Source organism: Paraburkholderia sp. RL18-101-BIB-B (assembly GCF_046026985.1).
In the GTDB taxonomy this organism is placed as follows: Bacteria; Pseudomonadota; Gammaproteobacteria; order Burkholderiales; family Burkholderiaceae; genus Paraburkholderia.
Map to the genome: position 1 here is coordinate 14615 of NZ_JARESV010000037.1, position 13350 is coordinate 27964.

Annotated in this window: 9 protein-coding genes and 2 pseudogenes; 6 read left to right on the forward strand and 5 right to left on the reverse strand. The window is 59.7% G+C overall.

The window, feature by feature from the left end; all coding sequences use genetic code 11:
* Window positions 1–91: 91 nt before the first annotated feature.
* From P0D73_RS34070 to P0D73_RS34080, 3 genes and pseudogenes are all read left to right on the forward strand, one after another.
* On the forward strand, window positions 92–1297 hold the full coding sequence (locus P0D73_RS34070; RefSeq protein WP_408318280.1) for a phthiocerol/phthiodiolone dimycocerosyl transferase family protein: 1206 nt from the start codon (window positions 92–94) through the stop codon (window positions 1295–1297).
* A gap of 407 nt (window positions 1298–1704) precedes the next feature.
* A pseudogene (locus P0D73_RS34075) lies at window positions 1705–1989 on the forward strand (SDR family oxidoreductase); the annotation flags it as partial.
* A gap of 207 nt (window positions 1990–2196) precedes the next feature.
* Window positions 2197–3012, forward strand: a complete 816-nt coding sequence (locus P0D73_RS34080; protein WP_408179650.1) for an alpha/beta fold hydrolase — start codon at window positions 2197–2199, stop codon at window positions 3010–3012.
* 553 nt (window positions 3013–3565) lie between these two features.
* Here P0D73_RS34080 and P0D73_RS34085 read toward each other — a convergent pair.
* The 3 genes and pseudogenes from P0D73_RS34085 to P0D73_RS34095 all read right to left on the reverse strand — a co-directional run.
* Entirely contained in the window at window positions 3566–4888 is a 1323-nt protein-coding gene (locus P0D73_RS34085) for a TIGR00366 family protein (protein ID WP_408179649.1), read from the reverse strand.
* An 835-nt stretch (window positions 4889–5723) separates the two neighbouring features.
* Window positions 5724–6044: an alginate export family protein gene (locus P0D73_RS34090; RefSeq protein ID WP_408434854.1), complete on the reverse strand. Its 321-nt coding sequence runs from the start codon at window positions 6042–6044 to the stop codon at window positions 5724–5726.
* Window positions 5974–6369, reverse strand: a pseudogene (locus tag P0D73_RS34095) (alginate export family protein); the annotation flags it as partial. The gene P0D73_RS34090 and the pseudogene P0D73_RS34095, both read right to left, overlap by 71 nt.
* Window positions 6370–6555: 186 nt before the next feature.
* Between P0D73_RS34095 and P0D73_RS34100 the strand changes: the two are divergent.
* The 3 genes from P0D73_RS34100 to P0D73_RS34110 all read left to right on the forward strand — a co-directional run bounded on the left by P0D73_RS34100 (window position 6556) and on the right by P0D73_RS34110 (window position 9777).
* Window positions 6556–7272, forward strand: coding sequence for a transposase (locus P0D73_RS34100; protein ID WP_408179648.1), 717 nt, complete (start codon window positions 6556–6558; stop codon window positions 7270–7272).
* Window positions 7273–7796: 524 nt separating this feature from the next.
* Window positions 7797–9365 carry a flavin monoamine oxidase family protein gene (locus P0D73_RS34105; RefSeq protein WP_408289119.1) on the forward strand — a complete coding sequence of 523 codons (1569 nt, stop codon included), beginning with the start codon at window positions 7797–7799 and terminating at the stop codon, window positions 9363–9365.
* Window positions 9358–9777 (forward strand): c-type cytochrome, encoded by a 420-nt coding sequence (locus P0D73_RS34110; protein WP_408289122.1) that lies wholly within the window; start codon window positions 9358–9360, stop codon window positions 9775–9777. Before P0D73_RS34105 ends, P0D73_RS34110 begins: the two co-directional genes overlap by 8 nt.
* Before the next feature lie 134 nt (window positions 9778–9911).
* Here P0D73_RS34110 and P0D73_RS34115 read toward each other — a convergent pair whose 3' ends face one another.
* Complete coding sequence (locus P0D73_RS34115; protein ID WP_408318278.1) at window positions 9912–11117, reverse strand: hypothetical protein; 1206 nt, start codon at window positions 11115–11117, stop codon at window positions 9912–9914.
* 22 nt (window positions 11118–11139) lie between these two features.
* Entirely contained in the window at window positions 11140–13269 is a 2130-nt protein-coding gene (locus P0D73_RS34120; RefSeq protein ID WP_408318276.1) for an alpha-galactosidase D, read from the reverse strand.
* Window positions 13270–13350 lie beyond the last annotated feature (81 nt).

Here is a 13350-nt window from a genome sequence, read left to right on the forward strand (position 1 = left end):
GGAACACTTTGATCGCCGACGTCAAAGCATCTACCAGGCTTCTACTACTGCTACGACTATGGAATCTTCGATGCTAAGACCGCTAGGTTCAATGGAACATATCTTTGGGTTACTGAATCGAAGTGCCGGTAATCAAATTGTCCTGGCTGCTGAAATCGAGGGCGAGACGACGTTGCGCGCGTGGCGCCAAGCACTTGACGCATTGCAACGCCGACATCCGCTGTTATCTACTGCGATTACGCTGAGTTCGAATGGTTTGCCCTATTTCGAGGTTCCCAGCGTTCAGGAAATCCCACTGCGTTTTGCCGCCGACGCGATGTGGGTGGAAAGAGCAATCGCAACAGAGTGGTTGGATAGCCAAATGGCAGACGAGTTGGCTGAGCCGTTCGACACTGAGTCAGCTCCGCTGATACGTGCGGTTCTTGCCCACTGCGAGCAGCGCTCTGTCGTACTGCTTGTCGGCAATCACGCAATATGCGATGGCCTTTCCCTGTCTCTGTGCTTCCGCGATTTGCTAAGAAGCCTCAACGGTGAACACCTTGAACCGTTGCCGATTCCCAAATCGCTCGATCAGCTTTGTGGCATCTCGACCGAAACATCGCAGCCGGTACCACCTGGCGAGGGAATTCAATATCCCCGGGACACTCCACGCGTACATCGTGTGAAGCTCTCGGCCGACCTTACCGAGCGGATCATACTGCGGGCTCGAGCTGAACATACGACCATGCACGGCGCACTGTGTAGTGCGATGGTACATGCTGGGTGGAACGCCTCAGCAGAGTGGCGGGAGAAGAGTTTGCGTATTTTCTCACCGGTGGACGTTCGCTCCGTTTTTGGCATTGGCGATGATCAATGCGGCCTCTTTCTCGCCAGTAGTTCAGTTGTTATCGAGCGAAACGCCTCCGAATCTTTCTGGGCAGTCGCCCGCCAAGCAACGCAGGGCTTGAACGTACCGGGTGCACGGGGTGCCATCTGCGCGCAAACTCAAGGCCAGCGCAAGTTGCTGAACAGCGGACTCGACGCCGTTGGAGCGGTAAAGATTCGACAAAATGCGCTTGCACGCGACATCATGCTGACCAACATGGGGCGCCTCCGTTTTCAAACGGAGATTGGCCGGTTCAAATTAACATCGATGTGGGGCCCCTTGGCGCTTTCCGGTTATCCCGGCGATCATACGGTGGGAGTGGCTACGGTGGAGGGCAGTGCTCACCTCACCCTCGCTAGCAGGAGCCCTTTGCCGTCAATGCTTGAGTTGGCCGAAGTTATATTGATTGCAGCTTCCAAAGATGCTGGCTAACGATCGTCGATCATTAGAGTGTGTGTAGCCGGCAAGATGGGCTTCGCCGATACTATCCGGTCGGCTGTCGTTTCCATCAGCGCGGCCGTCGCCGCTTTGAAAGGCCGCTACAGATCGAGGCTCCCCGATGATTGTCCACGATCCGGGCGGCAGCGGCGAACGTTTGGAAATGGCCCGGTTATTGCCTCTCGATACGTCGGGCGTAATTTCCCCGAGTGGGGAGTATCTACCTGTACTACTTGACGCACGTTCCCCGCGCGTTGCTTTGCATAAAGCTGGTTCCGAGCAACCCACTATCTGCTCAGCCAGCTCGGCCGGCTAGCCCTGCTCGCGATTCCTGGGAAGATCGATCCTGAGCAAACGGTCGGCCATAAACGCTCCGACATACAGCGTGTCGCCGGTCTGAACGCTACTCCGCGACGAAAGGTGCGGTAACTGGCATGACGCGTGCACTGGCAACGGATCTTGGCAGCCGGGAATTTACGATCAGTAACGTCCGGCCCGGACGAATCGATACCGTGATGAACCCGGCCAACGGTCCGATGGCCGACCAGATCCGGGGCTCAATTGCACTGGGCCGTTACGGATCAGGCGATGATATTGCGGGACTTGTCGCCTGGCTGGAAATCCCCGATGCGGCGTTCATAACGGGCACAAGTCTGAAGGTCGATGGGGCACAAGTGCTTGACTGATGGCTTCGGGCCGACTTGCAGCGGGGCCTATACGCGGAACTTTCCTCCCGTGCCTGCGGTCCAGTAGGACCGTGCCTCAGCAAGGTTGCGCCCCAGGAACATAACGAACCGATGGAATGCTTTGATCGGTTCAAGCGTTATTACGCTGCACTCGTTGCGACGGAGCGAGTCTGCCGCACGGAACTCGAAACCTCTACCTGATCAAACATGCCATTCATCGAAATTGAAGGAAAGCCGCTGCACTATCAGACTCGCGGCACGGGATTCCCGGTGCTGCTGGGGCACAGCTACTTGTGGGATTCGTCAATGTGGGCGCCGCAAATCGACGCGTTGTCTCGCCACTATCAGGTCATTGTTCCGGACCTTTGGGGCCACGGGCAATCCGGGCGGCTCCCGGAGAATACGCGTTCGCTTGGCGATTTGGCCACACATGCGGGCCGCCTTCTGGATGCCCTGGGTATCGGACAATGCGCGATAGTCGGCTTGTCGGTCGGCGGGATGTGGGGGTCCGAACTCGCGTTGCGAGAACCGGGCCGTGTCAAGTGCCTCGTCCTGATGGATACCGACAGGAGCGCCGAACCTGATGCGACGCTCAAGCAATATTCCCAGATGTTCAACGCGATCGAATCGCTTGGCAGCATTCCCGCTCCGATGATCGAGGTCATCGCGCCTTTGTTTTTCCGCCGGGGCGCAACGCTAGACGGTGAAGTGCACGCAAGATTTCGAAAAGCGCTGGCGGGGTTCTCTGCGGACCAGTTGCGACAGTCGGTTGTACCGCTGGGCCGGTTAATTTTCGGGCGGTCCGACGCGCTTGCCAGTCTTGCCGGTCTTGATGCCGCCAGTACGCTGCTCATGTGCGGCGAACTCGACATTCCGCGGCCGCCAACCGAAATGGCACGAATGGCTGCGGTGATTGGCTGCCGGCAAATGCTAATACCCGACGCGGGCCACATCTCGAACCTTGAAAATCAGTCCTTCGTCACTGACACATTGCTCACGTGGCTTGGTCAGCATGTCGCGTAGCGGCAGAGCGGCTGCCGATAAGAACGACGATATTCGGGCCGACAACGAACGTGGCGCTGTCGACCACATTGCACTGCTTGCCCAAGGTTTCACACAGTTCCACGCACACTTCGAAAAGCTCGGCATGAGTGCGCGATAACAGAACCAGAACGGCAGTTCGAACTGGCAGACGTTCGTCCACGACCAGAATGGCAGCCTGGTCAACATACGTTCGGCCAGGGCTGCCGAGCCGGAATTACCAGTGCCAATCGAAGCAAAACGCCGTTACAGGACAAGCATGCGGTTCTTCAATCCAGCGGAATATTTGGCGTTGCAGGCGAGGGTTGCGCAACTGACCCGCGGCCCCGAACAGATCACAACAGACGGTGTTACGAAGCAAAAATCGCTGCGTAGGAAAATTTGACCCAATCGTTACGAAATCAATTCGGTCAAGGAATCTAGTGCCTAGCCGGCGAGCAGCAACGGCCCGATGTAGTTCATACGGAAGGACACGAAGCTTCGCAACATGCCTTCCTGGGCGCCCCACCTCGCTTGAGGCGGAGCGCCGACCTTCTCAGAACAGGTACATACCAGCCACGAAAATCACGCCTGAAAACAGAAGTGCCGTCACGCAGTAGCCCATGATGTCTCGAACGCCCAAACCGGCGATAGCAAGTGCAGGCAGTGCCCAGAACGGCTGCGCCATATTCGTCCACGCTTCGCCGTAGGCAATTGCCATCGCGGACTTGCCGAGGTCGGCGCCAAGTGCTTGCGCTGCCGGCATAACAAAGGGACCTTGCACCACCCAATGACCGCCGCCAGACGGCACCGCGAAATTGATAAGCGCCGAACTCAGGAACGCCAGAAGCGGGAATGTGTGAACGTTCGCGATGTCGACGAACCACTTCGTAATTACACCAGCCAGCCCCGAATGGTCCATAAGGGCCTGAATGCCAGCGTAGAACGGGAACTGAATCATGATGGCGGACGCACCCCGGGCTGCACCGGCTACAGCGCGCGCGTATGCCATCGGCGTCTTGTGAAGCACGATACCTGCTGCGAGGAACACGAGGTTCACGGTATCGATGTCAAGAACGAAGCCGTTCTTGACGAATCGGATTACCAGAAACACGGCGCACAGTGCCGCCACCAGGAGCGCCAGGATACGGCTTTCCTCCATCCTCTCCGCGAACGTCGCGTTAGGAGGAAGTTTGCGCTCGACACTCGGCGGGTCCTGCAAAAGCGCCGGGTCCACTGTGACGACGTCCTCCGGCTTCGGCATCATGAGTCTCGCCAGAATTGGCAAAAGAATAATGAGGCCGACGGTGATGAACGCGTTGTAGCCGGTGAATATGGTGTGCGATACCGGAATCAGACCTACTGTCTTCTCCATCGGATTGCCTTTGGTCGCGGCCACTAGCGGCACCGAGCCAGACAGGCCACCATGCCACGTCAGGAAACCCATGTAGGCGCTTGCAACGAGGAGACGGTAGTCCGTTCCGGGGACACGTCTCGCGACCTCGCGCGCAAGCATCGCACCAAGGACCAGACCGAAGCCCCAGTTAATGGCGCAGGCCACTCCGCCCACAAACGCCACCAGCATCACGCCTTGGCCGGGTGTACGCGCGGAGCTTGCGAGGGCGACCAACATCCGTTTGACCGGGCCTGAGCTCGCCAATGCGTGGCCGGTCACAAGAATCATCGCCATCTGCATCGAGAATGCGAGCAGATTCCAGAAGCCAGAACCCCATAGCATCACGAGGTCCGCGGGTGCCTTCGGCGTCAAACCAAGCGCGAGCGCGAAAGTCACGATGGTTAGGAGGATGGCAAAAATCAGGGGGTCCGGCAAAAACCTGTGCACCACCTGAGTAAAGAAGGCGGAAATTCGCTGAATCAAGTGTCTACTCCTCGTCACCAATATGAAGTCGGCCTACTGTCGTTGTTATGGCCGGTAAGCCGCGCGCGGCGATTCTTGCACACAACGAAAAATCCTGCAGCGACGAATGCCACGACTGTTACAGTGGGTAAAGACGGCATTGATTGATAGAGCCGTCCTCGGCAAACTTCGCGCCTTGGACAGACAGACGGGCTATCGTGAACCGTAGAAGCAGCGACGAAGACAAGCCGAGTTCGCACACGCGAGTACGCCACGAGAACGCGACGGCGCCGTCCCAATCGCCACTATCAGCGGCGATTCAGACCAAACTCATTGACTCACTACTGACAAGAGTGCTGTGGATTGCAGGCTTTTGGTTCGTCGAAGGTCGGGCGCATCGGGATGACGTCGTACACGAGCACGGACGTGAATTTCCGTTCTCGGCTATCGACATCCAAAGCAACTGTATGAGCGCTGGCCACTCTCGCCGGGTCACGTCAGTGATACCGGCATCTTCGTAGTCGCGCGCGATGCGGATGTGATGGCGTCCCGCACAGTCTGCAACAGACTGTCTTTTGAAACCCGGAGACTATTGTCGACTTTGTATTCAAGTCAGCCACATTGATGCCGACACCTGGTGCCCCCGTCAGCAATCAGGCTGACATCATGGCGAACAGCTCGTTGTGGGGGCAATGCTCGAAGCTGAGCATCACGAGTGCATGAAAATCGCTTATTGAAACTGAGCCGCCGCGATGGCGAGTAGCCACCTCATGCTGTACCGAGGTCTGCGGCCGTCACGAGAATGCGAGCACTCCGCAATGCCCGACTTTTTCTGTCGGCCACCTCCAGTATTCGCCTAAGTCCGCGTTCGCACCGCTTCCAGCGCGAGCGCAACGTTCGCACTGACGAGCCAGTCGGCGCGAACCTGCCCATACATCCCGGTCCAGCGCGTTCGCTCCCCTTCCGTGCCGGGCACCAAAGCCATGCCCTGACTGTAGATTGCATCGGCTGCGATCGCATGCCACTGGAAACCGCGCGCGGTAATTAACGTGACCTTCGGCGACACCTTGAACGTAATCGACGGCTTCACGTGCATCAGGTTGTAGCCGGCCGAAGGACCGCGCATCTTGGAGTTGAAAGAGCGCCTGCACATGCTGACCGATGCGCGCGTCGGCATGCACTTCGGCGCGCTTGATCACGTAGCTGTCGGGCCTCGCGCTGCCGAGCCCGAAGAGCGGCGTATTGTTCAGTTCGAAGGCCTCGCGCAGGTTCGCGCCGAGCGACAGATACGTCGACGGATCGCTGCCGAGCGGGATGTACTTGGGCGCATCGGATGGCTTGCGCGGCACGCACGGATTCGCCAGCGCCGACCAGTCTTCCTGCCAGCGGTTCAACGACAGCGCCGACGGCTGCTCCGCAATGCATTGAGGCGCGGCGGCCGCGCCCGCATCCGCCGTGTTATTGGCGGCGAACGCGTTCGCGCCCTCCGTCAATCCGCCCACGGCGAACGCAGCGCACACATAAAAAAGACGCTGGCTACGATGGGCAAATCAACGAAAAGAGGCCAGAAAAAAGGCCTGTTCGTGATGTAAACGCACGCACGTGACCGATAGAATTTCGTTACGCACCGTCCCGCGTCCGATACCTGTCGGATCGCTTTCTCACATCGGATTTCCGGTTACTTCAGCATGACACGGCTTGCACGGCACTACGTCCCAGAACAACCTCAGCACGTTATCCTGCAGGGGCTCACGGGGCCCGCATTCCTGGACGAAGGAGACTACCTGTACTTCCTCGCCTGCCTGGCAGACGCAGCGCGCGTCGCCGATCTGGCAGTTCACGCGTGGGTCCTTATGCCTGACGCGGTACAGTTGCTCGTCACGCCTTCATACGAGTCGAGTGTGGCCATGGCGATGCAGGCGGTCGGCCGTCGCTATGTCGAGACCTTCAACCGCCGCCATGGACGCCGCGGTACGGTGTGGCGTGGCGCGTATTGGGCAACAGTGATTGAGCCCGACCGGTATTTCCTGCTCGCGAGCCAGATCATCGATCAAGCGCCGGTGCGCAACCGCCTTGTGGCAGAGCCTGGGAACTACCAGTGGTCGAGCTACACACATCACATCGGAATGCGTGTCGATAGCTTCATCAAGGACCATCCACTCTACCGGGCGCTCGGCAATACGCCGTCCGAGCGCCATCAGACTTACCGCGATTTGGGCGCACGGCCCCTTGACGAACACGAGGTCGATAACCTGATGCAGTCGACGCTTAAGGGCTGGGTGCTCGGCAGCGCCGCGTATTGCGAGTGGGCGGCGCAGACCGCTAACCGGCGTTTGATGCCCCTGCTGCTGCGAGACCGGCCGTCCAAGGTTCGCACGACACGCGCCCTCGCAGACGTGGACTAATCAGAAGAAAAACAAGCAAGGAAACCTTGCTTGTTTGAGAGGTGCTACATCAGGTCAGGGCGTTTCAATCCGCTTGGCCGGTGTCGAGAAACCACCCAGCCCATCGCGTTCGTCCTCGAACGCTGTCGTCTCACGCGTCCGGGCGAGCCCGACCCACAAGGCGCAGTCGGCCGTCCTGATAACGGACAGTCGAGCGTGGTGAAGAGAAACGGTTCATAGTTTTAATTCGCCTCGAGCCCTATTTCAGTGGAAATAGGCGGCCTCCTGACGTCCGCGCCACAACGGGGGCGCGACGACCAACATCGCGCGCTCACCACCGGTGTTTCTGGTGTTCGAATCACGACGCTCGACGGGTGATCGCATAAAATGAACTAGTCCGTTGCAGTACGCCCCAACGCAATCCGCAAACATACGGATCCAGATGACTCGAGCCTTACGATCTGGGATGCCATTGGATTTCGTTTGCCATCGTCTCTCTCCAGTCGGGGCACCACGTCCTTATGTCGAGAATGACCACAAATGCGATGAGCCGCCGGCACCTGCTGACGCTGATCGGCAAGAACCTCGGCGCGGCCGCCATGATGCAAGGCATGGGCACGCTTGGGTTCGCCGCTACCTCGACCTATGCCGGCCCGATCAGACTCGACGGCGCACCCAAAGGAACGCGAATTCTCGTGCTCGGCGCGGGCATGGCTGGCCTCGTCGCGGCCTTTGAGCTGAGGAACGCGGGCTACCACGTGCAGGTGCTCGAGTACAACGACCGCGCGGGTGGCCGGGCCTGGACTGTCAGGGGCGGTGATCGTTATACAGAACTCGGCGGTGCCACCCAGGACTGCGATTTCGCTGACGGGCTTTATCTGAACCCGGGGCCGTGGCGCATTCCGTATCACCACCAGGGCGTACTCGACTACGCAAGACGCCTGAAGGTGTCGCTCGAGCCGTTCATCCAGGTCAATTACAACGCATACCTGCATTCGACTGAGGCTTTCGGTGGCAAGCCGCAACGATTCCGGGCGGTACAGACCGACTATCAAGGCTATATCGCCGAGCTGCTTTCCAAAGCAATTCGCAAGGATGCACTCGACGACGCGGTGTCAGGCGAAGATGCGCATCTGCTACTCGAATCCCTCCGCGAATGGGGTGCGCTCGGTCGGGATGGCAGCTATCAGGCGGGCCGGCGAAGCAGTGAACGCCGCGGATTCGCGACCGCGCACGGCGGTGGGCTGATGCCAGAGGCCGTGCCGTCGGATCTGCTCCCGCGCGACCCCCTGCTTGCATCGCGTTTGTGGCAATGGCTCTCGTCTGGAAACGAGCAGGACTTCCAGAGCACCATTTTCCAGCCTGTCGGCGGCATGGACAGGATTGCCCATGCGCTTCATTCGCAGATCGCGAGCGCCGTAGTGTTCAACGCCAAAGTCACGGCTATCTTGCAGGACGAGCAAGGCGTCACAGTGCGCTATACCGATACGACCACCCGGACCGAACGGAACGCGCACGCGGATTGGCTGGTGTGCACCATTCCGCTCTCGATTCTGAGTCAGATCGACATTGCGGTCGGTCCGGCCATGCGCGCCGCGATCGATGCGGTGCCCTACGAGACATCGGTGAAAATCGGGTTGCAATTCGGCCGGCGATTCTGGGAAGAAGACGAGCAGATCTACGGCGGCATCACGCAAACTGATCTGCCGATCTCGACGATCGGCTATCCGGCAACAGGTTACGGATCGACCGGTCCTGCGGTGCTGCTTGGCGCCTACATGTGGGGGCCCGCCAGCTATGAGATGGGTGCGCTGCCCCCTGCCGAACGGATCGCGGTGGCATTGAGCCAGGGCAGCCAGATTCATCCGCAGTACGCGCGCGAGTACCAGACCGGCTTCGCGATGAGCTGGAGCCGATCACCGTTCACGAATGGCTGCTTCGCCGCATGGACGGATGCGTTGAGAAAAGCGCATTACGCAAATCTCTGTCAGATCGACGGACGGATCGTCCTTGCCGGAGAGCACGCGTCCCATATCCCCGCATGGCAGGAAGGCGCCGTGCTGTCGTCGCTGGATGCGATCAACCGGTTGCATCGGAGAATCGTCAATGGATAGGCCGACGCTGATCCTCGGCGCGATGCTGATGGCCTTGCTGATGGGAGCCGCGACAGTGTCGGTTCAGGCCGTGGCACAGGAAGCACCACGCACTTTCACGATTTCGCCGGGCTATCGCTTCACCGAAAAAAGCGGCGAAGCGCTTTACAACGCTACCTGCGCGGGATGCCATATGCCGGACGGAAAAGGCGCACAGGGCGCGGGTCACTACCCGGCGCTCGCTGATAACCCGGCAGTCGAAGCGGCAACCTACGTCATCGTCAACGTCCTGCACGGCCGGAAGGCGATGCCATCATTTGGCGACGCGATGAATGACGATCAGGTCGCTGCTGTCGTCAACTACACGAGAACCCATTTCGGCAATCGATTTGCCGCAACTGTCACGCCGAGCGAGGTTAGAGGTTTGCGCTGAGTTCACGTGGCATGGCTATCGCCAGGCCGCTTTCCCGCACCCTTCTCCACTCGCTTCACGAGACTTATGGCACGATGTACCCGGGTCCGTTTCAGCGCGGCGATGGTGCCGAGTGGTACGGAGTGATCCGTTCGTCAATTCGGCAGGCGCCGCGGAAGATCCGTGACGCGCGGCCCACAGAATCGGGAGTGTCCGAGGCACGATGCGAGCGCCTGCTCGCCGAACCATTTCTGCGTGTCGAGGTTGTAGTGCACGCTGCCGTCCCCACCGCCTAACGCGCCGCCCTGGAAAATACCGAAGCCGGGCGGCTGTCCATTCCAGTCCGGCGACTGCGACGCATCGACGAAACTGAAGATGCGAGGATTCGCGTCGACGAAGCCGCCGAACACTTTCTGCATCGACGCAAGCGCGGCGGGATTATAAGGCGCTACCGCGTTGGTGACGTTGTCGTAAGCGGTCGACAACGGCTTCACGATCAGCACCGGGAAGGTCGAACCCACCGCAGCAAAAAAACTGCCGAAGAGGTCAGCGTAATTCTGCGGCGCGCGATGAATCGTCGTTGCGTTGCCGGCCGAATTCAGCGGTGCAGCTTCTGCCTCCCACTGGTTCCACTCCAGGCCGAGGATTCGCGGTTTCTTGCCGGTCGCCAGAATCTGCTTCAGTCCCAGATACATCATGCGGCGCGCGAACGGTGCAAGCGCATACGTCGGCGTCTTGCTTGCATCGAGCATGGGTTGCCAGAGATTAACGCCATGCACCGTCCAGCCGCAGCAGCCGCTGAACGCGTCGTCTGCGACGTCCACGCCCTGGCTGCCCCAGCCGATATGAATGATGTACAGATCGGGCAGCGGCTCGCCCGCATTGATCGCCGCCTGCCACGCATACGCGGCGAAATTGGCGGCATTTCCGCTGCCGCCGTAGTAGCCGAGATTCATGTCGGACGACGTGCTGTCCGACCAGTTCACCCACGACACGTGATCGATCGTGGATATCGGCTGGGTAAATGGCGCACCCGTCCCGTCGGCGTTACCGGTGATGTTCCCCCAACCGTCGTTGCGGATGCCCCATACATTGGGTGCCGGCATCCCGCCGGTGCCCGCGCCTGCACCCGAAGCTCCCGTCAACGTCAGTTCCGCGGGCAGGCCGTTAAGACCGGCACTGTTGCTCTGTCCCATCACGAACAGGACCGCCACTTCGTCGTGGCGGAATCGCGATCCTTTCTCCCACGATTGCGCCGCGGCGGCATTCGGTTGGGCCGTCGCGTCGGCGGCAACGGACATCTGTACCCCACTCGTAGCCAATACGAACGGCAGCGCAATCCGCATCAAGAAATTCTTCATGCCTGTCTCCATGGATCGCCGGTCACTGTTTGGCCGGCTGGCTGACTGCCTGGCCCAGGCCGTCGATATCGGGACCGTAGTTGCCGGAAATCACCGAGAACTTGATGGTGTTGGCCGTACCGGCTTTTAGTGGGACCATGACCTGAGCACTCGACAGGATCGGAAAGTCCCAGGTGCCTTCACCGGGAAACTGCACGGGGACCGGTGGGCCATTGTTGACGCTCACGCTCATTGCACGAGGCGAACCGCCACCGTCGTCCGCGCTGATATACACCACGGGGACCGCATACTCGCCATCGGCAGGCGCCACGATTCCGTTGAACTGGAGGCTCGAATCCGAGTTCACAAAATTGCCGACCTTTTCGTGGCCGTTGCATATGTTGCATGCCTGGACTGCCGCATCCTGAATGATGTTGGTGGAGCTTTCCGCTTCATAGGCGATGGGCGGCAATGCGGGTTGCGGAGCGGCGATCAGCGTCACCTTGCCGATCGACGGAGCGCGGCGGCCCTTGTCCGGAAGAACGAAAGTCAGCTTGTTGCTTCCCGGCACGAGCGGCATGTACAGCGTGACGGTGCCCTGGGCCTGTCCGGTGGTAACGGGCAGCTGGATCGTCGTGAGTACGCTGTCGTTGAGAATCAGCGGCACCTTCAGCGAAGACTTTCCTTCGTTCCGGTACGTCACGTCGATGTACCCGCCCGTGGTTGCATTCACCGTATAGCGTGCTACGCCGTCTTCATGTGTGACCGGTTTGGCCGGGTGGATTTTCGATGCATCGTCCACGCCGGCGATGGTCAGCATGACGGAGCCGCCGGCCGGAACAGCGGACACCGTATACCCGGACGTGTGCGAACCAAGATCCTGGTGCGCCCAGATATCCCGCACGCTGGCCGAAGCAGCGGGGTCCAGTCCGAGATCCTTCCAGTTCACCGTGATCGAAGCGGCAGACCCGGTCGTGTTGAGCAGAACTACCGCACGGCGACCTTGACCGGCGAGCAACTTGGCCCACACGCCCAGACCGTTCTGCGGCACCGCCACCCGGATCGCCTGAAGGCCACGCGGGTCCTGATCGACGGCGAGCACCTCAGGATTGGTCAGCGTCGTCATCGTTGCCGGGCTGACCGGCGTCGTGAAATCGAGACCCAGGATAAGCGGCGCACCGGAAACGGCCCACAGGCTCATGTGCGTCTGATCCTGCGCGGCGCTCAGACCGAACCCGGCAAGCATCATGTCCGCATCGTTATAGACACCCGTATGTTGCGCTTCCGGAAACAGATTGCCGTAGAAATTCTGGTTCACGATTCTGGAAAAATCCGGCGTGCTTTGATGACCCGGTGTACCGGTGTCATAGGTGATGTCCTCGGTCGTTCTCCACAGATCCGCGACTTGCCCCCAGTCATACGATCTGCCCGTCTTGTCGGTGTGAAAACTGTTCGGATTGATGCTGTAGACGATCCGCCGATTCACCGCGGCACCCGCACTGTCCAGCGCATCGCGCATCTTTCGGAAACCGGCCACCTGATCGTCGACGGTGCCATCCGGCGAGCACCAGTCGTACTTCACGTAGTCGACGCCCCACGCCGCGAATGTATTGGCATCCTGAACTTCGTGCCCAAGACTGCCCATCGGGTTGGTGTGCCCAGGGTACAGATTGTTACGCTGAGCACAGGTTTCGGCTGCGGGCACTTCATACATGCCGAACTTCAGACCTCTGGCGTGAATGTAGTCGGCCAGCGCTTTGATGCCGCTCGGAAACTTCACGGGGTCGGCAACTAGATTGCCTTGCGCATCGCGGGATGGCGCGAACCAGCAGTCGTCGACGTTGATATAGCTGTAGCCCGCTTTCATCAACGGACCGTCTTTCTTCAGGCCGTCGGAGATAACGTCCGCGGCCGTTTTCACCAGATCCTCGGTGATATTGCAGCCGTATGCATTCCACGACGCCCAACCCATAGGCGGTAGTGCAATCGACCTTTGGGCCTGAGTTTGCGATGGCCCGCCTTGTGCGGAAACGTTTGCGGAGTTGGCCGCGGCCTGCATGACGCTCGCGCCGTCGGAGGAACCTTGCTGGTCGCCGCCGCAGCCGGACAAACCGAAAACCATCATGATGCTCGCGAAAAACAGATACACCTGTGTGCGACCCAGGATCTTCATGATTTTCCTTTGTTGAAAAATGAAACTGGGACTTCCGGGTAAACTGCTGTGCGGCGTCTGTTTCGGGCTGCCCGGCCGCTT